Source organism: Microbacterium sp. RG1 (assembly GCF_005347485.1).
Taxonomy (GTDB): domain Bacteria; phylum Actinomycetota; class Actinomycetes; order Actinomycetales; family Microbacteriaceae; genus Microbacterium; species Microbacterium binotii_A.
In genome coordinates this window covers 1,997,923-2,017,288 of the sequence record NZ_CP034121.1, presented here as the reverse complement: position 1 = coordinate 2,017,288, position 19,366 = coordinate 1,997,923, and the positions used below count along the sequence as shown (strand labels likewise).

The 19,366-nt window shown below is 69.9% G+C and carries 23 protein-coding genes; 13 read left to right on the top strand and 10 right to left on the bottom strand.

The features are described from left to right. Positions 1 to 39 precede the first annotated feature (39 nt). A complete protein-coding gene (locus EHF32_RS09730) occupies positions 40 to 1,437 on the top strand; it encodes an L-serine ammonia-lyase (protein WP_137417991.1) in 1,398 nt (465 codons plus the stop codon). 8 nt (positions 1,438 to 1,445) lie between these two features. On the opposite strand, the gene EHF32_RS09725 is transcribed toward EHF32_RS09730, so the two are convergent. Then, a complete protein-coding gene (locus EHF32_RS09725; RefSeq protein WP_137417990.1) occupies positions 1,446 to 1,880 on the bottom strand; it encodes a MarR family winged helix-turn-helix transcriptional regulator in 435 nt (144 codons plus the stop codon). 39 nt (positions 1,881 to 1,919) lie between these two features. On the opposite strand from EHF32_RS09725, the gene EHF32_RS15745 reads away from it, so the two are divergent. Then, complete coding sequence (locus EHF32_RS15745; RefSeq protein WP_161594082.1) at positions 1,920 to 3,740, top strand: DUF2207 family protein; 1,821 nt, start codon at positions 1,920 to 1,922, stop codon at positions 3,738 to 3,740. Between the two features lie 71 nt (positions 3,741 to 3,811). Further along, positions 3,812 to 5,098 carry an MFS transporter gene (locus EHF32_RS09715; protein WP_137417989.1) on the top strand — a complete coding sequence of 429 codons (1,287 nt, stop codon included), beginning with the start codon at positions 3,812 to 3,814 and terminating at the stop codon, positions 5,096 to 5,098. Here the strand turns inward: EHF32_RS09715 and EHF32_RS09710 are convergent. Beyond that, a complete protein-coding gene (locus tag EHF32_RS09710; RefSeq protein WP_137417988.1) occupies positions 5,095 to 6,138 on the bottom strand; it encodes an alpha/beta hydrolase in 1,044 nt (347 codons plus the stop codon). The genes EHF32_RS09715 and EHF32_RS09710 overlap by 4 nt on opposite strands. A 103-nt stretch (positions 6,139 to 6,241) precedes the next feature. On the opposite strand from EHF32_RS09710, the gene EHF32_RS09705 reads away from it, so the two are divergent. Beyond that, positions 6,242 to 7,363 carry an AraC family transcriptional regulator gene (locus EHF32_RS09705; protein ID WP_137417987.1) on the top strand — a complete coding sequence of 374 codons (1,122 nt, stop codon included), beginning with the start codon at positions 6,242 to 6,244 and terminating at the stop codon, positions 7,361 to 7,363. Here EHF32_RS09705 and EHF32_RS09700 read toward each other — a convergent pair. Further along, the gene (locus EHF32_RS09700) at positions 7,247 to 7,861 is read right to left on the bottom strand and encodes a GNAT family N-acetyltransferase (protein WP_137417986.1); all 615 of its coding nucleotides are present in this window, start codon (positions 7,859 to 7,861) and stop codon (positions 7,247 to 7,249) included. The two genes, EHF32_RS09705 and EHF32_RS09700, sit on opposite strands and share 117 nt — an antisense overlap. Before the next feature lie 38 nt (positions 7,862 to 7,899). On the opposite strand from EHF32_RS09700, the gene EHF32_RS09695 reads away from it, so the two are divergent. The 4 genes from EHF32_RS09695 (at position 7,900) to EHF32_RS09685 (ending at position 10,208) form a co-directional block, all read left to right on the top strand. After that, positions 7,900 to 8,547: a TetR/AcrR family transcriptional regulator gene (locus EHF32_RS09695; RefSeq protein WP_137417985.1), complete on the top strand. Its 648-nt coding sequence runs from the start codon at positions 7,900 to 7,902 to the stop codon at positions 8,545 to 8,547. Positions 8,548 to 8,919: 372 nt separating this feature from the next. After that, positions 8,920 to 9,069 carry a hypothetical protein gene (locus EHF32_RS15740; RefSeq protein WP_161594081.1) on the top strand — a complete coding sequence of 50 codons (150 nt, stop codon included), beginning with the start codon at positions 8,920 to 8,922 and terminating at the stop codon, positions 9,067 to 9,069. Positions 9,070 to 9,180: 111 nt separating this feature from the next. Continuing rightward, positions 9,181 to 9,540 carry a hypothetical protein gene (locus EHF32_RS09690; RefSeq protein WP_202876810.1) on the top strand — a complete coding sequence of 120 codons (360 nt, stop codon included), beginning with the start codon at positions 9,181 to 9,183 and terminating at the stop codon, positions 9,538 to 9,540. Positions 9,541 to 9,575: 35 nt separating this feature from the next. Continuing rightward, positions 9,576 to 10,208 carry a LysE family translocator gene (locus EHF32_RS09685; RefSeq protein WP_137417983.1) on the top strand — a complete coding sequence of 211 codons (633 nt, stop codon included), beginning with the start codon at positions 9,576 to 9,578 and terminating at the stop codon, positions 10,206 to 10,208. Between the two features lie 7 nt (positions 10,209 to 10,215). On the opposite strand, the gene EHF32_RS09680 is transcribed toward EHF32_RS09685, so the two are convergent. Beyond that, a complete protein-coding gene (locus EHF32_RS09680; protein ID WP_137417982.1) occupies positions 10,216 to 10,866 on the bottom strand; it encodes a cation transporter in 651 nt (216 codons plus the stop codon). Then, on the bottom strand, positions 10,863 to 11,207 hold the full coding sequence (locus tag EHF32_RS09675) for an ArsR/SmtB family transcription factor (protein ID WP_137417981.1): 345 nt from the start codon (positions 11,205 to 11,207) through the stop codon (positions 10,863 to 10,865). The genes EHF32_RS09680 and EHF32_RS09675 overlap by 4 nt, the downstream gene beginning before the upstream one ends. A 172-nt stretch (positions 11,208 to 11,379) precedes the next feature. On the opposite strand from EHF32_RS09675, the gene pgl reads away from it, so the two are divergent. Both pgl and EHF32_RS09665 read left to right on the top strand, forming a co-directional pair. Beyond that, on the top strand, positions 11,380 to 12,108 hold the full coding sequence (gene pgl / locus EHF32_RS09670; RefSeq protein ID WP_161594080.1) for a 6-phosphogluconolactonase: 729 nt from the start codon (positions 11,380 to 11,382) through the stop codon (positions 12,106 to 12,108). A gap of 28 nt (positions 12,109 to 12,136) precedes the next feature. Further along, entirely contained in the window at positions 12,137 to 13,852 is a 1,716-nt protein-coding gene (locus tag EHF32_RS09665) for a long-chain-fatty-acid--CoA ligase (protein ID WP_137417979.1), read from the top strand. A 41-nt stretch (positions 13,853 to 13,893) separates the two neighbouring features. On the opposite strand, the gene EHF32_RS09660 is transcribed toward EHF32_RS09665, so the two are convergent. Genes EHF32_RS09660 through EHF32_RS09650 form a run of 3 tightly spaced genes read right to left on the bottom strand, consistent with a single transcriptional unit; the run spans position 13,894 to position 16,188 of the window. Next, a complete protein-coding gene (locus EHF32_RS09660) occupies positions 13,894 to 14,754 on the bottom strand; it encodes an alpha/beta fold hydrolase (RefSeq protein WP_161594079.1) in 861 nt (286 codons plus the stop codon). Beyond that, positions 14,747 to 15,166 (bottom strand): helix-turn-helix domain-containing protein, encoded by a 420-nt coding sequence (locus tag EHF32_RS09655; RefSeq protein WP_137417977.1) that lies wholly within the window; start codon positions 15,164 to 15,166, stop codon positions 14,747 to 14,749. Before EHF32_RS09655 ends, EHF32_RS09660 begins: the two co-directional genes overlap by 8 nt. Positions 15,167 to 15,213: 47 nt before the next feature. After that, a complete protein-coding gene (locus EHF32_RS09650; RefSeq protein ID WP_137417976.1) occupies positions 15,214 to 16,188 on the bottom strand; it encodes a hypothetical protein in 975 nt (324 codons plus the stop codon). Between the two features lie 159 nt (positions 16,189 to 16,347). Between EHF32_RS09650 and EHF32_RS09645 the strand changes: the two genes are divergently transcribed. Beyond that, positions 16,348 to 16,785, top strand: coding sequence for an Hsp20/alpha crystallin family protein (locus EHF32_RS09645; RefSeq protein WP_137417975.1), 438 nt, complete (start codon positions 16,348 to 16,350; stop codon positions 16,783 to 16,785). A 208-nt stretch (positions 16,786 to 16,993) separates the two neighbouring features. Here EHF32_RS09645 and EHF32_RS09640 read toward each other — a convergent pair whose 3' ends face one another. Both EHF32_RS09640 and EHF32_RS09635 read right to left on the bottom strand, forming a co-directional pair. Further along, a complete protein-coding gene (locus EHF32_RS09640; protein ID WP_137417974.1) occupies positions 16,994 to 17,302 on the bottom strand; it encodes a hypothetical protein in 309 nt (102 codons plus the stop codon). 22 nt (positions 17,303 to 17,324) lie between these two features. After that, positions 17,325 to 18,185, bottom strand: coding sequence for a helix-turn-helix domain-containing protein (locus EHF32_RS09635; protein ID WP_137417973.1), 861 nt, complete (start codon positions 18,183 to 18,185; stop codon positions 17,325 to 17,327). Between EHF32_RS09635 and EHF32_RS09630 the strand changes: the two genes are divergently transcribed. Further along, a complete protein-coding gene (locus EHF32_RS09630) occupies positions 18,184 to 18,978 on the top strand; it encodes a class I SAM-dependent methyltransferase (RefSeq protein WP_137417972.1) in 795 nt (264 codons plus the stop codon). The two genes, EHF32_RS09635 and EHF32_RS09630, sit on opposite strands and share 2 nt — an antisense overlap. Before the next feature lie 54 nt (positions 18,979 to 19,032). Further along, positions 19,033 to 19,347 carry a hypothetical protein gene (locus EHF32_RS09625; protein ID WP_137417971.1) on the top strand — a complete coding sequence of 105 codons (315 nt, stop codon included), beginning with the start codon at positions 19,033 to 19,035 and terminating at the stop codon, positions 19,345 to 19,347. Positions 19,348 to 19,366 lie beyond the last annotated feature (19 nt).

Sequence of the window (19,366 nt, the reverse complement as noted above, 5' to 3'; positions counted from 1 at the left end):
CCCGCCGCATCCGGATGATGCCGAGCGTAGGCTGACGGGGTGAGCGCATACGTCTCGGCGTTCGAGCTGTTCTCCATCGGTGTCGGACCCTCGAGCTCCCACACCGTCGGGCCGATGCGCGCCGCCGGGGCCTTCGCCGACCGCCTCGCGGATGCGGGCCTGCTGGAGCGCGTGGATCGTGTGCGGTGCGAGCTGTTCGGCTCGCTGGGCGCGACGGGCATCGGCCACGGCACCCCCGACGCGATCGTCGCGGGGCTGGCGGGCCACCGCCCCGACACGGTGGATCCGGAGCTGGTGCGCGGCGCATGGTCCACGATCGGTGACGACACGATCCTCGAGCTCGCCGGCATCCACCCGATCCGCTTCCGCGCCGACGACATCGTGCTCTCGCCCCGCGTCCGTCGTCCGGAGCACCCCAACGCCCTCACGCTGACGGCGTGGGATGCGGCGGGCGAGCCCGTCGCGACGGACACCTACTTCTCGGTCGGCGGCGGCTTCATCCGCCGCGACGGCGGGGCGGCGGGCGTTCCCGCGGCCGTGCCCCACCCATACGCCAGCGCCGCCCAGTTGCTCGCGCTCTGCGCCGAGACCGGCCTCTCCATCGCGGAGATCGCCCGCCGCAACGAGGAAGCCTGGCGCAGCGAGGACGAGGTGCGCAGCGGACTCGACGCGATCTGGGCCGCGATGAGCGCGTGCATCGCGGCCGGGCTCGCCCACGACGGCGTGCTCCCGGGACAGCTCGGTGTGAAGCGCCGAGCCGGCTCGTTGCGTGCGCAGCTCGAGAGCGCCCAGGCGATCGGCCACCGCGAGCTTCCCGGCGAGTGGCTCGGAGCCTTCGCGCTCGCCGTCAACGAGGAGAACGCGGCGGGCGGACGGGTGGTGACGGCTCCCACGAACGGGGCCGCCGGCATCCTTCCCGCCGTCGCCATGTACTGGTGGCGGTTCCTCGCGGATGCGGGCGTCGGCCTCGACCGGGCGATCGCCGACGATGAGCGCCCGCGCGGCATCCGGCGGTTCCTGCTGACGGCGACCGCGCTCGGATCGCTGTTCAAAGCGAACGCCTCGATCTCGGGCGCCGAGGGCGGGTGCCAGGCGGAGGTCGGCTCAGCCTGCGCGATGGCGGCGGGCGGTCTCACGGCCGTCATGGGTGGCACCCCCGCGCAGATCGAGAACGCGGCCGAAATCGCGATGGAGCACCATCTGGGTCTCACTTGCGACCCCGTCGGCGGGCTCGTGCAGATCCCGTGCATCGAACGCAACGCCATCGCCGCCGCCACCGCGGTCACCGCCGCCCGGCTCGCGCTGCGCGGAGACGGTTCGCACTACGTCTCGCTCGACACGGTCGTCGAGACGATGCGTCAGACGGGCATCGACATGTCGACGAAGTACAAGGAGACGAGCGAGGGCGGTCTCGCCGTCAACGTCATCGAATGCTGAGCGGGCGCTCAGTCCCGACGGGGCCGCAGCTTCTGCGTGAGATCCAGCAGGGTGCGCAGCTCGTCGTCGTCGAGGGTCGACATGTGCTCGGCGATCGATCGGCTGTGCACGGCCGCGATGGAGCGGAACAGACGCGCACCGGTGTCGGTCGCCCGGACGATCGCGCCGCGACCGTCATCGGGATCGATGCACTTGGAGAGCAGCCCGCGTGCGACCATCCGGTCGACCAGACGCGAGACGCTGGGCTGGCTGATGAGCATGTTGCGCGTCACGTCGCGCAGCCGCGCCGACATGTCGGGCGCGCGCGTGACGGTCAGGAGCACGTCGTACTCGCCCTGCTGCAGGCCGCTCTGCTCGAAATCGGCACCCACCTCAGCGAAGATCTCGTGCTGGGCCCGGAACAGGCTCTCCCAGGCGTCGATGGCCAGACGGCGGTCGCTCATGCCCGATAGCGTACGCCGTGCCCGGCATAGGCTGGTGCCATGATCGCTGGGGCAATCACGCGCGTCATCGCCGCCGCATCCGCTCTCGCCCTCGCTCTCACAGTGACGGGATTCGCCGCCGCACCGCAGGCGTCCGCGCTCCCGAAGCCCGCCATGATCGTTCAGGCCGGCGTCGACGACTTCGCGTTCCGCAGTCTCGACGTCGACTACACGCTGACCCGCGCGGACGACGGCACCTCCCGGCTGCACGTCGTCGAGCGTTTCGTCGCCGAGTTCCCCGAGACCGATCAGAACCACGGCATGCGCCGCACCATCCCCGACACCTACAACGGTCAGCCGCTGCGGCCCGAACTCGTCTCCGTCACCGACGAGACGGGCGCGCCGCGAGATGCCGAGGTCGACAGCGACGACGGGACGTGGAGCGTGACCTCGCGCGTCGACGGCTTCGTGCACGGTGCGCAGACCTACGTCTTCACCTACGACCTGAGCAACGTCACCTGGTACTTCCCGAAGACGGGGACGGAGGAGTTCTACTGGGACGTGAACGGCGTCGACTGGGGTCAGGCTTTCGGCTCCGTCTCCGCGACGCTCCACGTCGATCCCGCGCTCGCCGCCTCCCTCACCGGCGCGGCCGCCTGCTACGTGGGTGCGCAAGGGGATACGACGACGTGCCCGATCACTCTCGACACGGATGCGGCGGCCGCATCCGTGTCGGTGGCGAACGTCGCCCCACGTCAGACGGTCACACTGTCGGTGGGGTTCGAGCCGGGCACCTTCGTGCCGTTCGACAGCAGCTACTTCGCCTCCGGGTGGGGCTGGGCTCAGAGCGGATCGTTCCTGGCTCTCCTGGGTGCCTTCGCGTGGGCGATCGTCGTCTGGCGCAGGGTACTGCGCGACTCTCCCGGCCGCGGCCTCGTCGTCGCCGAGTACGAGCCTCCCGCAGGCGTCACGCCCCTGACGGCTGCCGTGCTGTTGTCCAAGCCCTCGAAGGCCGCGCCCGCAGCACTGCTGGAGCTCGCCGTGCGGGGCGCGATCCGGATCGAAGAGGTGCCGGGTGGATCCCGGGCGCGGCCGAAGCTGCGGGCCGTGCTGGTGGACCCGTCTCGCGCCCGCCAGGACGGCGCGGAGTTCATCGAGGGCCTGTTCGGTGAGGACGCGCGGCCAGGTGCCGAGTTCGCGTTCGGCGACCGCAACACGGCGCTCGCTCAGGCCGCGGAGGACATGCGCAGCTGGGCCGGTGCGGAACTGGTCGAGCGCGGCATCTACCGGACGGTGCGACGCGGGGTTCGTCCTCCGGTCGTCTGGGCGTTGGCCGCCGCGGCGGTGGCGACCGTCGTCACGGGAGCGTTGGGATTGTCCGCACAGGTGCATCCGGCCGTCCCCCTCACCGTGCTGATCGTCGCCGTGGTGGTCGGGCTCGTCGGGCTGCTGGTGCTCTTCCACCGTCCGCTGAGCCCCAAGGGTGCCGAGACGCGGGAGCAGCTCGCCGGCCTCCGGCTCTTCATCAGCTGGGCGGAGGCCGACCGCATCCGCATGCTGCAGTCGCCCCAGACGGCCGAGCGTCTTCCGGTCGACGCGACGGATGCGGCGGCGGTCCTCGCGATCTACGAACCGCTGCTGCCCTACGCGGTGGTGTTCGGCCTGGAGAAGCAGTGGGCCGCTCAGCTGGCCGTCTACTACGAGAGCGCCGGCGCGCCGGTCTGGTACGCCGGGGCGACCGCCTTCAACGTGAGCGCCTTCACGAGCGGTGTCAGCTCGCTCTCGGCCGCAGCCGTCTCCAGTTCGAGCAGTTCCGGCGGCTCGACCGGCGGCGGGTCCGCGGGCGGCGGTGGCGGTGGCGGCGGCGGAGGCGGCGTCTGAGCGCTCGGTAGAATGGGCTCGATGTCTTTCGCTCGCGGAGTGCGCCCCTTCCTGGCTACCCCGCACCCGAAATGACCGACTACGGAGCCTCGACCGGCACGATCCGCGTCCCGGGCCCGGCTCGCGGGGCCCTGCCCTGGATCATCTGGGTCGCCGGCGCCTTCACCTACCTCGTCGCGATCGTGGGTCGCAGCTCGCTCGCCGGCCTCGGCACCGACATGGCGGTGCGCTTCGACGCCGGATCGAGCACGCTCGCCCTGTTCACCACCCTTCAGCTCGCGGTCTACGGCGCCATGCAGATCCCGGCGGGTCTGCTGTTGGATCGCTGGGGCGCCCGCGTCATCGCAACGGTCGGGATGCTGACCATGGCCGGCGGCTCGCTGTGGCTGGCGTTCGCCCCCGACGTGCCCTCCGCGATCCTGGCGCGTCTTCTGACCGGGGCCGGCGACGCACTCATCTTCCCCAGCGTCTTGCGCCTCATCGCACTCTGGCTGCCCGCCAAGCGCGTGCCGGTGCTGCAGCAGATCACCGCACAGTTCGGCCAGCTCGGCCAGGTGCTCAGCGTGGTGCTGCTCACCTCCCTCGCGCACGGCGTCGGCTGGGAGAGCGCCTTCGCCGCCGTCGCGGGGGTGTTCGTCGTCTTCGCCGTGCTCGACGCGCTGGTCATCCGCGAGCGGGGTCGGCCCGTGGCCGCCGACGGCAGGCCGCGCCCGCGTCAGTTCGCGCTCGTCGTCGCGGCGCTGCGCGAACCGGGAACGCGCCTCGGGTTCTGGATCCACTTCGTCACGCCGTTCGCCGGTACCGCGTTCGCTCTGCTGTGGGGCATTCCGTTCCTCATGGCCGGAGAGGGGCTCTCCCGCGATGCGGCCGCAGGTCTGGTGACCGTGTTCGTGCTCAGCGGCGCCGTCTTCGCCCCGCTGATGGGCATGCTCTCCGCTGCGCATCCGGGTCGGCGTGCGCTGATCGCGCTGGGCTCCGTCGCGGCCCAGGCGGTGGCGCTGGCCGCCGTGCTCGTCACCCCGGGCGAGGCTCCGCTGTGGCTGCTCGTGGTGTGGGTCGTCACCCTCTCCAGCGGCGGTGCCGCATCCATGATCGCCTTCGACGTGGTGCGCCGGGACAACCCGCTCTCACGCCTGTCGACCGCGACCGGCGTCGTCAACATGGGCGGCTTCATCGCGGCGCTCGTGCTCGTCTACGTGATCGGGGTCGTGCTCGATCTGCAGGGCGCCGATCCCGCCGCGTACACCAGGGACCAGTTGCGGCTGGCCATGAGCGCGACATTCGCGCTGTGGGTCGTGGGCACTGTCGGGGTCGTCATCGAATCCCGCGCGCGTCGGCGCGCCCACGGCGCGTACTAGCGCGTCAGGCGGGCGGCGCGCATACCCGCCCCGAGCGCGTCGACCGCTTCGGCCAACGCGGCGCTGCTCGTCCGGCCGACGCCGGTGGCGTTGACGAACGCGTGGATGTGGCCGGGCACGACCTGCAGCGTGGTGGGCACTCCCGCCGCGCGCAGGCGCTGCGCGTACGCGGTGCCTTCGTCGCGCAGCACGTCGAACCCTGAGACGGCGACGTGCGCGGGGGGCTGCCCCGCGAGCTCGCCCAGCAACGGCGATGCGCGGGGGTCCGTGCGGTCGGCGGGCTGCGGCAGGTAGTGCTGGATGTACCAGTCCATCTGTCGTTCGGTGAGGAAGTAGCCCTCGCCGAAGAGGGAGTAGGACGGATGCTTCGTGCTCGTGTCGGTGACGGGGAAGAAGAGCAGCTGGAAATCCGGCGGGGCATCCGCGGTCAGCTGGCAGACCACCGCGCTCAGGTTGCCGCCGGCGCTGTCGCCCGCAACAGCCACCGTGCTGCCCCACTCCGGGTGATCTCGTACCCAGCGGTACGCGTCGACGGCGTCTTCGACGCCCGCCGGGAACGGATGCTCGGGGGCCAGCCGGTAGTCGACCGACACGACGCGCAGATCGGTGTGCGCGGCGATGAAGCGGCACACGGAATCGCACGAGGTGAGAGAGCCGACCACCCAGCCGCCCCCGTGGAAGTAGACCACGGTGCCGCTCGGCGCCTTCGTCGCCGACCCCTCATAGAGACGCGCGCCGACCTCACCGCCGCGCGTCGGGATGCGGATGTCCTCGACGAGGGCGACGGGATCGCTGCGCCCGAAAATCCGCGCCTCCGCATCGACCTGCGCGCGGGCCTGGCGCAGCGGCAGCTCCTCGAAGGCGGCGCCGGGCAGCGCGTTGAGCAGGCGGAGTGCCATCTGCACCTCGGTAAGAAGGCGCTGGCCGTCGATCTCGACCGGGCGGCCGGCGATCAGGCGTTGGAGAGGGGCGGGAAGCGCCCCGAGCGTGCGGATGACGGTGCGCGTGACGCGCTCCTGTGCGGTGGGGCTCACGGGCATCCTCTTCGTCGGTGGGTGCGCAACACGTTAGGCCGCGCTCCGGGCTCGGTGCGGGCTTCGACGGTCGTTCCTGCGGACCTTGCCGGTCAGACAGAATGACCCCATGAGCGTCCCCCGGACGGCTACGGTCGGCCCTCACCTCCTGCGCCATCTCGTGAGCCGCGCTGACGAGCGCGGCGTGAGCATCGACGACGCGTTGCGTCGTGCGGGCGTGGACCGCGCCTCTCTCGATGCCGACAGCACCCGGGTCTCACTGTCGCAGATGCGACTGATCGTCGCCGCGGCCGGCGCCGCACTCGACGACCCCGCTCTCGGAATCGAGCTCGGGCGGCGGCAGCCCGTGACCGTCCTCGGGATGCTCGGGCTGGCGATGCTCTCGGCCTCCCGCATCCGCGACGCGATCGAGGTCGCCGTGCGGTTCCAGATGTTCGCCGGGTCTCCGGTGCGGTGGCGTCTCGAACGCCACGAGCGTTCGCTCGCGGTCGTCGCCGAGACCTACACCGGTGACGCGTCCGTGGACCGGGTGCTGATCGACGCCGCCTTCGCTCACTTCACGCGCATGGTGCACGACGTCTCCGCAGGCAGCGCACGACCGGAGCGCGTCGATCTCGCGCGTGCGCGGCCGTCGGACTCGGGTGCCTATGAGCGCGGCCTGGGTGCTCCCGTGCGATTCGCGGCCGCGCAGGACGCCTGGTGGATCGATACGCGTCTGGCCGAGCAATCGAACCCTTACGCGGATCCGTGGACGTTCGCGGCGACGTGCGCCGGGCTCGAGGCGGAGGCGGCGTCGGCGGTGGATCGTCGTGAGCTGGTCGCCCGGATCGCCGCGCGGATCGCGGCGGAGCTGCCGGATGTGCTCCCGCTCGCGGAACACGCGCGCGCCGCGTCGATGAGCGAGCGCACTCTCCGCCGGCGTCTCGCCGACGCCGGCACGTCCTACGGCGCGCTCGTCGACGACCAGCGGCGCCGCTTGACCGAGCGGCTGCTCGCCGCATCCGCTCCGTCGTCGAGCGAGGTGGCGGCCGCGGCCGGCTTCGCGGATGCGCGTTCGCTGCGGCGTGCGACCCGGCGATGGGTCGGGATGTCGCCGACCGAGTGGCGTCGGGCCTCAGCCCACCGGGCGGCGGAGCATCGCGACCGGCCGGGCCCCGGGGAGACCGGTGATGGGAGCGAGTTCCTCGAAGCCGAGTCGCCGGTACAGACGTCGGTTGTCGGGGGTCGATGATTCGAGGTACGCGTTCTGGCGCATGGTGTCGAGCGCGCGCAGGTGCGTGGAGAGCAGGGTCGCTCCCACGCCTCGACCGCGGGCGCGGGAGCTGACGCCGATTTCGGCCAGGTACCAGTGCGGCGCCGTCGGCCGGTACCGCTCCATCCGGCTCAGCATCGCGAAGGCACCCGCGAGCCGCATCCATCCCATCGAGCGGACGAACAGCGGGAGTCGGCGGGCGAGGCGCCCCAGCGCCCCGCGCCGCGCTTCGGGTCCCTCCCACGCCGCCACGCCCAGCAGTTCGCCGTCACTGCTGCGGGCGAGATCGACCGTGCCCGTCGTGTACGGTCCGGCGTTCAGCGTCGCCTCGAACAGATCCGTCAGGCGCTCGCGCCGGCGGTCGCGCTGCGGCACGATGACGCCGAGAACGGGGTCGTGCTCGAAAGCCTCGGCGAGGATCGAGGCCGCGGGACGCAGCTCCTCGGCGCGGGCGGGAGTGACGATGATGTTCGACATGACGCTCCAATTGGTCCAGGTGGATAAAACTAGTATGGATGCGACGATCGACCACCGGCTCGGAGGATGCTGTGAAGGATGAACCGCAGTCACGGCCCTATCTCGGAGTGACCGAACGTCGCAGACAGCTCCTGGATGCGGCGGTGGAGGTCATGGTGGAGGACGGCGCCGGGGCTCTCTCCTTGCGCTCGGTGGCGCAGCGTGCCGGCGTGGCGCATCGCGTGGTGAACTACGCGTTCGGGACGAAGGCCGCGCTCGTCGCCGCATTGCTGGATCGGGAGTCCGAGCGCCTCGCCGCGCGGGTCTGGGCCGAGCCGCTGCCTGCCCAGACGTTGGAGGTGGCGGTGGCCGCGGCGCTGGGTTCCTTCCTTGCGGAGGTGCGCTCCGACCCCCGCAGGTTCGAGCGCCTGGCGGAACTGACCACTCTCGCCCGTGCATCCGATGCGCTGGTGGATGCGGCTCGCGCGGAATCCGCCGCGTATCGGCGGATGATCGCGGAGCGGCTCGAGCTCTGGTGCGCGCAGCGAGGCGTCCGATTGGAATCGCCGCAGGTGGTGGTCTCGGCGATCCATGCGGCGGCGGATGGGCTCGCGGAGTGGTGGCTCACGACGCGGGACGACGCTCAGGTGGAGGGGGTGATCGCCGTGCTCGCGGGTGGTTTCGCGAGTGTTCCGGTGACGCAGTAAGGGCCGGTCGGAGAGGCTTCCGACCGGCCCTTGTCCCTTTGCACCAAGAGTGTCCTGCAATCACATGTCGGTAGCTGCCACAGCAAAACAACTACCGTGCGAGCACTCTATAACGGTGAGATAACGGAGGGGAAGAGGTTTCCGTTACCTTTTCGTGATTCTTTGCTGACGCATAGCCGGAGCCCAGGTTCGGGGGTCGGGGAGCACAGTTCAGCCACTGATGCCGATTTCGGAGAGTGGGCGTGGCCCGCCCGGAGGGTCTGGCTGAGTTGTCCACCATGTGCGGGCTGCGCAACCCCCCTGCGCATGTCGCTGTGGGGGAGTGGACTGAAGGCGTCCCGAATCCGAACGCAACGAACGAGGGAGATCGCGATGAGCAACGCCGAGAAGACCGGACACGAAGAACACAACGAGAAGAAGTCCCAGGACTCCGCCGCATCGGGGGGCTCCGAGTCGCAGGAAGAGGGTGAAGCGGCGATGGACGCGGCCGAGGATGCGATCGTCGACCACGGCCGCGACTGACCTGATCCGATGCCGGTGCGGTTGAAGGGTCGGCGTCGCGCGACGGCGTCGGCTGCACAAGGCGTCGTGGACTGGGCCTGTGCCGATCCTGCTGTTCTCGCGGTGATTCAGGTGGGCTCATATGCGCGCGGCGCCGAGACGATGGCGGGCGACCTCGACCTCGTCGTGATCGTCGACGATCCCCTCGTCGCCGCGGAGAGCGCCGGCGTGCGAGGGCTGTTTCCGCGGGCGCGTGTGATCGCCCTACGGCGATGGGGCCCGGTTCACGAGGTGCGGCTGCGGACATCATCCGGCCTGCTGGTGGAGCTGGACTTCACGCCGGAGTCCTGGCTCGAGCTGCCGCTCGACGCCGGCACGGCGTGGGTTCTCGGCGACGGTCACCTCGTCGTCTACGACGGAGGCGTCGCGAGTCCGATGCTCCGGATGCTTGAACGCCACCCGCGGACGCGCGCTCACGGCCAGAGTCACTGACTGCGCCGGAAACAGCCGGCCGCTAGAGTTCGGCCATGATCCCGTTCGAGAACCTCGTCGCCTTCGTCGTGACGTCGGTGGTGATCATCGTGATCCCCGGGCCCAGTGTGCTGTTCGTGATCGGACGATCGATCGCGCTCGGACGTCGCGCCGGTGTTCTGAGTGTCGTCGGCAACGCCCTCGGCACGGTGCCCGCGGTCGTGGCGGTCGCCTTCGGTGTCGGCGCGATCGTCGCTTCATCCGTCGTCGCGTTCACGGTCATCAAGATCGCCGGCGCGGTGTATCTCGTCTGGCTCGGAATACAGGCGATCCGTCACCGGCGCGCCCGGGTCGACGGTGTCGACCGTGCGCCGGTCTCGACCTTCACGCTGCTTCGCCAGGGCTTCGTCGTGGGGCTCACGAACCCGAAGACGATCGCCTTCTTCGTGGCGGTCCTGCCGCAATTCGTGGATCCGGCGGCCGGGGCGGTATGGCTGCAGCTGTTGCTATTGGGACTGATCTTCCAGACGCTCGCTCTCGTATGCGACAGCGTGTGGGCGCTCGCCGCGGGAACGGCGCGGGCCTGGTTCGCCCGTTCGCCGCGGCGTATCTCCACGCTCTCCGGCGCCGGCGGCGTCATGATGATCGGTCTCGGCGGGGTGCTGGCGGTCAGCGGTTCGAAGAGCTGACCTTCGCTCAGTGCTCGTTCTCGAGCACCATTCCGACCGAGGTCGCGCAGGTGTCGCCGCGCCACGCCTCAACACCTTCTCGAACCGCGAATGCGGCGATCACGAGACCTGCGACGGCATCAGCCCACCACCATCCGAACGCGCTGTTGAGCGCGAGTCCGAGGAGCACGGCGGCGGAGAGGTACGTGCACAGCAGGGTCTGGGCGGAGTCGGCGACGGCGGTGGCGGAGCCCGCTTCTCGACCGGTGCGTCGCTCGGCGAGTGAAAGGAACGGCATGATCAGGACGCTGAGTGCCGTGAGGATGATGCCGATGGGGGAGTGCTCGGGTTCGACGTGCGTCGTCAGCGCCCACGCCGACGACGCGGCGACGTAGGTCGCGAGCGCGAAGAAGGCGACGGCGATCACGCGGAGTGTGCCGCGCTCCCAACGCTCCGGGTCTCGACGGGTGAATTGCCAGGCGACCGCCGCCGCCGAGAGCACCTCGATCGTTGAGTCCAGGCCGAACGCCACGAGCGCCGCCGAGGATGCCGCGGCGCCGGCGGCGAGCGCGACGGACGCTTCGACGATGTTGTAGGCGATCGTCGCGGTCACGATCCAGCGGATTCGGCGCTGCAGCACGCGGAGGCGCCCCGGGCTCGGGGCGACCGAGGTGCTCATGCGCAGCGGCAGGTGTCGCCCGCGCAGCAGCCCGGTTCGACGTAGAGGACGACCTTGAGCAGCTCGTCCAGGGCGGGAGCGAGGTGGCTGTCGGCGAGGCGGTACCAGGTACGACGCCCCTCGGGGATCGCTTCGACCAGACCGCACCCGCGAAGGCACGCGAGCTGATTCGACATGACTTGGCGCGAGACGCCGAGGGCGTCGGCGAGGTCGGACGGGTATGCCGGAGCCTCGCGCAGGGCCAAGAGGACACCTGCCCGCGTCGGATCCGACAGGGCGTGTCCGAGTCGTGCCAGGGCGGCGGTGTGCGTCGCGGTCGCACGATTGAGCACGGTGTTCATGGCTCGGATAGTACATGAAATCGTGAACTATGACGAGTGTGTGCCAGTTTCCCAGCTGCCATGCACCGGATCGCATACGACCTGGGGTTGAATCGAGGAGGGCGAGGCTGCTCGCCGTGAACACCGGCGGTACCCGCTCATCCGACCTCACCCGAGACGAGAGAAGCCCATCGTGACCTACGGTTCGATCACCACCTTCCCGCAGGCCGCGGACGTCGCCGCCGAGGCCGCCCGTGACGCGGTTCGCACGCTGGGCGCCGCGATCGAGGCGAACGGCGGCGCTGTCTGGGTGCTCGCCGGCGGAAGCTCGCCGATGGCGGCCTACGCGATCCTCGCGGCCCAGGATGCGGACGCGATCGACTGGTCGAAGGTCACGGTCCTGATCGGCGACGAGCGCTCGGTGCCGATCAGCGACCCGCAGTCGAACTGGGGCACGATCGCTCCCGCGCTGCTGGACCAGCCCGGCTTCGACACCATGGTGCAGCTGCGTCCCGACACGGACGTCGACGAGGACGAGTCCGCGCGCCGGTACGCCGCGGCGATCGCCGCGCTGCCGAAGACGGATGCGGGATCTCCGCGCCTGGACCTGGTCTGGCTCGGCGTCGGAGAAGACGGACACACACTGTCGCTGTTCCCCGGGCATCCTGACTTCCGCCCGGTCGACGAGCTCGTGATCCCGGTCCACAACTCTCCCAAGCCGCCGCCCACGCGCATCACGCTCACTCTCAAGGCGCTGGACGGTGCGCAGCATGTGGTCGTCTTCGCGACCGGTGCAGGCAAGAAGGAAGCGCTGGCCGAAGCGCTCGCGGAGGGGAAGCTGCCGATCGCGGTCGTCGCTGCTCACGTCACGGCCGCCGGCGGATCGGTGCAGTGGCTGTTCGACGAGGCTGCGGCCGGCTGACCCCGTCCCGCCCACGAGGAAGAGCAGCATGACCACGGACCAGAAGCCCGCCGGCTCACCGCTCGAGGCCCGCCCCTGGATCGCTTCCTACGCCGAGGGGGTGCCGGCCGAGATCGAACCCGTCACCGAGACGCTCGTCGACCTTCTCGACGCATCCGTCTCGCGCTACGGCGACCGTGTCGCGCTGGAGTTCTTCGGCGCCGAGACGACGTACGCCCAGCTGGGGGAGCAGGTCTCCCGCGCCGCGAACGCCCTGCGCAAGCTGGGCGTGCAGGCGGGGGACCGGGTCGCGCTCATCCTGCCGAACTGTCCCCAGCACGTCGTCGCGTTCTACGCGGCCCTGCGCATCGGCGCGATCGTCGTCGAGCACAACCCGCTCTACACGCCGCGCGAGCTCCGCCACCAGTTCGAGGTGCACGGCGCCGTCGTCGCGATCGTGTGGGACAAGGTCGCCGACACCGTCGCCGAGTTCCCCGAAGACGTCGCGCCCTCGGCGATCGTCTCGGTGCGGATGCCGGACGCCCTGCCCTTCGGCAAGCGTCTGGCGCTGCGGCTGCCCGTCGCGAGGGCGCGGGAGACGCGCGAAGCCATGACCACCCGCCCGCGCGCCCGCGGCCTGCTCGAATGGTCCGACTTCGTGCGCGTGCGCAAGCTCCCGCGTAAGTGGCCGAAGCCGCGACTGGACGACACCGCGCTCCTGCAGCTCACGAGCGGCACCACGGGCACGCCCAAGGCGGCGATCCTCTCGCACCGCAACCTCCGCTCGAACGCCGCGCAGGGGCGTGCCTGGGTGCCGGGGCTCACCGAGGGTGGCGAGGTCTTCTACGCCGTGCTCCCGCTCTTCCACGCGTACGGGCTCACCCTCTGCCTCACCTTCGCGATTTCGCTGGGTGCGCGCGTCGTGCTCTTCCCGAAGTTCGACGTGGATGCGGTCGTCGCCGCCTCCGCGACCTCGAAGCCCACGTTCCTGCCCGCCGTGCCACCGATCTACGACGCACTCTCGCGGGCCAGCACACGCAAGGGCGTCGATCTCTCCGGCATCCGCTTCGCCATCTCCGGAGCCACGAGTCTGCCGGTGCCGACGGTGACGCGCTGGGAGGAGGCGACCGGGGGGCTTCTCGTGGAGGGCTACGGCATGACCGAGACGTCGCCGGTCGCGCTCGGCAACCCGATCGGTCCCTCGCGGCGCCCCGGGACGGTGGGCGTGCCCTTCCCGAGCACCGAGATCCGGGTCGTCGACCCCGACGATCCTCGCGTCGACCGTCCGGCCGGGGAAGCGGGGGAGCTGCTCATCCGCGGCCCGCAGGTGTTCCAGGGCTATTGGCAACAGCCCGACGAGACCCAGGCCGTGCTGCTTCCCGGAGGTTGGTTGCGCACCGGCGACATCGTGACGGTGAGCGAGGACGGCTTCGTCACCGTCATCGACCGCGTCAAAGAGCTCATCATCACGGGGGGCTTCAACGTCAGCCCGACCGAGGTCGAGCAGGTGCTGCTGCTGCATCCGGATGTGGCGGAGGCGGCCGTCGTCGGCATCCCCCGTCCTTCCGGCGGCGAGGATGTTGTGGCCGCGATCGTCACGCGCGAGGGCGCAGTCTTCGACGCGGCCGCGCTTCGCGACTTCGCGCGCACGCACATCACCTCGTACAAGGTGCCCAAGCGGATCGTCGAGGTGGAGGATCTGCCGCGCTCGCAGATCGGAAAGGTGCTGCGCCGCGTCGTCCGCGAGCGCCTCTCGGCCCGTTAGGGCACGGATCGCCTGACCTACTGCATCGCCGCGACGTCTGCTCAGTCGGTGAGCTGGCGGTAGGTCAGGTGGGGCTGGTCGCTGAGAAGGTGGCCCTCGTGCGAGCGAAGCTCCACGTCGGCACCGGGGATCGTCGAGCGGATGCGGCGGGCTGCCGCAACGGCGTCGAGCATCCGGTCCTTTGCGCCGAAGGTGGCGGTCACGCGACCCCGGATGTTCCGCAACAACTCCGTCGGATGCTCGGGGAGCTTGTCGGTCCGAGGCGAGAAGTGCGCGAAGGTCTGCATCGCGTACCGGTCGAGTTGTCGCTGGAGTTCTGTTCGCGCTTCGTCGGTCCGGTGCGGCCCTGTGAGATAGGACAGGGCACGCTTCCGGCCGGGCTCCCCGAGCCCTGCGAGGAGGCCGGCAACCACGAGCGGGGCGATCTTGCGCGGGCCGAAGCCGCTGGACGAATGAAGGATCAGACGTTCCACCTGCGCGGGGCGGTGTGCCGCGAACGCCGTGGCGATCCACCCGCCGAGCGAGACTCCGACATAGGCGGCCGGAGCGCCGATGAGCTGTTGATGCGCTTCGAAGACCCAGCGGGCTTGATCCTCGGCGGCGAAGGGCACCCGGGTGGGCGTGCTCCTACCGGGCTCGCCTGGCAGATCGAACGCGTGGACGTGATGCGACTCGGCCAACTGCAGGATGGTCGGAGCCCAGGACAGCGCCGTCGAGCCCGAGCCGTGCAGAAGGACGACGGGCGGAGCTGTGGGAGATCCGGCGGTGATTGCGGTGATCTCGCCGATCGAGGTGAGGGCGACGCTCTGTCCGGCATCGGGCAGGTAGCGGCGCAGAAGCCGCTCATATGTGTCGCGGATCTGGAGGGCACCAGCGCTGCTGCGATAGCGGAGGTCATTCATTCGTGATCTCCACAGCATTGTTGATGGTGACGAGGACGTCCAGGACGGCCTCGAGCGGGCCGGACGCGATGATCTGGAGCGCGAGATCATCTGGCATGCGCACGATCTGAAGTGCGACCCGGGGTGCCGCTCCATTCGCATTGAGCAGGTCTGAGACTCGCCGTTCCTGTTCCGCGCTCGCGGCGTCGACGCGAACGACGACGGAGGCCGCAGTCCGCGTCGACGCGCCATCCTGGGTGGGGGCTGCCAGGGGCGCACCGCCTTCGATGAGCTTCAGATCCTTGATGTGAATGCGGTACTGCTTGCCGATGCGGGTCGCTTGCAGACGTCCACTGCGGATGTATTCGCGCACGGTACGGGGTCGGAGCTGTAGACGGGCAGCGACGTCGTCGACACTCAAAAGTTCTTCCACGGCTATATAGTGCCATAAACGTACGTAAAGGTATGTAAAGGGGTTCTTTATTCACGCGAGAGGGTCACCAAGCTGCGGCGCGAGGTGATTCTTTCAAGGCCTTCGGTTTCGGCGAGACGCAGCGTTCGCGCCGGCAGTGGAGGAAGCTCGGACGCGATGCCGTCGGTCTGCTTCGCGATGCCCACCAGCAGAGCCAGGTCGACGCCGGGCGCGGTGACCTCGAGGCGCGCGTAGTCGCTCGTGGTGCCCCATCGCAGCCGCTCGATCTCGCTCAGCCGAAGCGCGTGCGTCGCCTCGCCGGCGGTGATCCACATCCGGTCGCGTGACACGCGCACGCTCGCTTCGACGGAGCGTCTGCGCAACAGCGCGGTGACGATGAGATAGGCGGGGAAGGCGAAGAGCGCCCCGAGCGCGAGGATCAGCATGCGGGGTCCAAGTCGCTCGACGACGGCGCTGAACATGATGAGCGCCGTGGTGACGAGCGCCCCCGTCACGACGATGGTGGCGATGATCCACACCGTGAGCTCCCGCATCCGCATCGGGATCGCCCGGAAGCGGAGGATGACCGCATCGCCGTCGTTCTCCCAGGCCAGCGGTACTCGCGGCTGCGCTCGGGTCTTGCCCGGTAGGAGGTTGATGACGCGGCTGAGCAGTGTGATCCAGACCCAGCCGGCGGCAGGGGGCAATGCGAGGAGCAGCCCCGCGTAGATCGCGCGCGGTGTGCCGGGCGCGAAGAGCGGTGGAAGGAGCTCGATCGATGCGTAGAGGGCTGGTGCGAGGGCGACCGCCACCAGGAGGTGGACGATCGCGCCGGTCGGATGCGGCATGCGCACCGTGAGGTTCACGAACCAGATCCCGCAGAGGGCCCCCGCGATGATCGTCATCAGGAAGGGGAAGAACCCGCCCTCGGTGAGGTATCCGGGCAGCGCCGCCAGGATGCAGGCGGCCGCCCAGACCAGCGGATTCAGGGCGATCCTCTGCAGCAGAGGCGGCCGTCTCGCTGCCTCGGCGGGGTCGTTCACGCGCTGAGTCTATGAGGTCGCAGGAGGGCCCTAGAGGCGGCTGTGAGAACTAGCACTCGCGGCATGAGAGTGCTAATCTGTGATTGTTGAGTCAAGGGGGCTCAACTTAGGGACTACGGGTCGGATCCCACATCCGATCCCGCTCGAGAGGAGACGACTATGGCTGCATACGACTCGCTCCGTGACCTGGAGCGCATGGCGAACACGTTCTTCGACACCGCGCGGCGCGGCCCTCGGCAGATGCCGATGGACCTCTACCGCGACGGTGACCACTACGTCCTCACCGCCGACCTGCCGGGCATCGATCCCGGATCGGTCGACGTCGACATCGACGGTCAGCTGCTCACCATCCGTGCCGAGCGCACGCTGTCGGCGGGTGACGGAGTCACCTGGATCACGCGGGAGCGGACGTCGGGCACGTTCCTGCGTCAGTTGAGCCTCGGTCAGGGGCTCGACACCGAGAAGATCTCGGCGAGCTACCGCAACGGCGTGCTGAGTGTCACGATCCCCGTCAGCGAGAAGGCCAAGCCGCGGAAGGTCGAGATCGTGACGGGCGACGACGCCCCCGAGCTGCAGGTCTCGGAGTCGCAGAGCTGACGCATCGCGGACAGCAGTAAGGGCCGGTCGGAGAGGCTTCCGACCGGCCCTTGTCCCTTTGCACCAAGAGTGTCCTGCAATCACATGTCGGTAGCTGCCACAGCAAAACAACTACCGTGCGAGCACTCTATAACGGTGAGATAACGGAGGGGAAGAGGTTTCCGTTACCTTTTCGTGATTCTTTGCTGACGCATAGCCGACTGCGGGGTCAGCGGTCGCGGACGGGCGTGATCAGCACCCCGCCGAAGCGCGCCTCGGAGTACTCCCATTCGCGCCCGTCGACCCACACCCGGGCCGAGGCGCAGGGGAGTGACTCGTGTTCGCCGTCCCGCCAGTGCAGGACGAAGCCGCCGCCGAAGGAGGCGTTCGATCCTGTGACGCGGGCGCCGTCCGCATCCACTGCGCGAGCCTCGCACTCGCCGCAGAGGTACTCGGGGTACCGGTCCGACTGCGCGACCTGGGCGCCGCAATTCGGGCAGGGTTGCGTGCCGCGGGAACCGGGGAGGAAAGCGCTCATGGCACGAGTGTAGGTCGGGTGCTCACGCCGCCGGCGGGAGCCAGACCGTCAGGCGCACGGCGTCGTCCGGCAGGTGGAGGATCTCGTAACTCCGCTCGACGACGACACCGTCGAGGCCCCGGATGCGGGTGGTCGCGCCCCGGCGCCGCTCGACGATGTGGCCGCTCCACCATGCCGTGAAGTGCGGGCTCCTCGTCTCGAGCTCGCGCACGAGATCCCCGAGTCGCGGATCATCCAGGCGGTCGACGTTCGCCGCGCGCAGGTGGGCGACGGCGCCGCGGGCGAGCTCCTCCCAGTCGAGGAACGTCTCCCGGGCGCGCGGGTCGGTCAGCAGGTAGCGGCACGTGTTGCGCTGCGGGGGCGGAAGCTCAGCGAGCCCGGCGTGCAGCGACATCCCGTCCTCGTTCGCCGCGACGATCGTGCTGAACCTGTCGAGCACGTACGCGGGTTGTGGGCGGACCGCCGCGACGAGCGCCGACATCCGCGGGAGGAGGTCGCTGTCCGCCCTCGGCTCGGCGCGCGCAGCGTCGGCGTCGCGGAGCCGCACGAGATGACGCGCCGCATCCGGTGACAGCGCGAGCGCGTGGGCGAGAGCCGTGAGTACGGCATCGCTCGGGTGGGATTCGCGCCCCTGCTCGAGCCGGATGTAGTAGTCGACGCTGATCCCGGCGCGGGTCGCGACCTCCTCGCGGCGCAGGCCCGGAGTCCGCCGGGCGCCGGGGGAGTCGTGCCCGGGCGCGAGCGCCCTGTCCTGACGGCGAGCACGGAGGAAGTCGCCGAGTTCGTTCGCGATGACCGGCTCCTCTCGGCTGGGTGGGTGGACCGCTCCTATGAACAGTACGGTCTTCCGTCGGGGCGGTTCGAAGCCGGAGCCTGGAGGCATGTCCACTTACACCCACGGTCACCACGAATCCGTGCTGCGCTCGCACCGCTGGCGTACCGCCGAGAACTCCGCCGCCTACCTTCTGCCCTTCCTCGGAGCCGATGACCGACTGCTGGATGTGGGGGCCGGGCCCGGCACGATCACGGTCGATTTCGCCGAGCGCGTGGCTCACGTCACCGCGACGGAGATCGGCGAGGACGAGGCGGCGCTGACCCGCGCGACGGTGGAGGAGCGCGGAGCGTCGAACGTCGACGTGCGGATCGCGGACGTGCACGCTCTGCCGTTCGACGACGACTCGTTCGATGTCACGCACGCCCATCAGGTGCTGCAGCACATCGCGGATCCGGTGCAGGCGCTGCGGGAGCTCGCGCGGGTGACCCGACCCGGCGGGATCATCGCGGTGCGCGACGCCGACTTCGCCGGGTTCGCGTGGTGGCCGCAGATGCCTGAACTCGACCGCTGGCTGGAGCTGTATGAGGCGGCGGCCCGCGCCAACGGCGGCGAACCGGATGCCGGCAGACGTCTCCTCTCCTGGGCGCGGGAGGCAGGGCTCACCGACATCAGCGCGTCGTCGAGCACGTGGTGTTACGCGAGCGCCGATGAGCGGAGGTGGTGGGGCAATCTGTGGGCGGACCGCATCCGTCAGTCCGCGCTCGCACGGCAGCTGGAGAGCAGCCCCGACACCGACGCCGACGAGCTCGACCGGATCGCCGCCGGATGGCGTGAGTGGGCCGCATCCGACGACGGCTGGTTCTCGGTCCTGCACGGTGAGATCATCTGCCGCGTGTCCTGACGAGATCAGGCCGGGTACGGTGGCACTTCCGACCCATCGACGCCGGAGGACGACATGAGCTCTGACCAGCGCGGTCGCCCGCGTCCGCCGCAGGCGTTGAATCTCGTTCTCTCGTACGTCGCCTTCGTGCCGTTGGCGATCATCTGGGCGTCCTTCTCGTGGATCATGCTGACCACCAGCGGCGCGAGCAGCATGGCTGCGCTCATGCCGATGGCGGCATTCATGTTCACCTCGTGGCTCTGGGTGCTGCTGGCGATCATCGCTCTGGCGCGCTCCGCGCGATATGGGGGCAACGCGCATGCGCTCGTGGTCTCGCTCGCGGCGCTCCTGCTCGCCGTGCTCGGACTCTTCTTCATGCTGCCTCGCTGACAACGAGGACTAGGCTTTC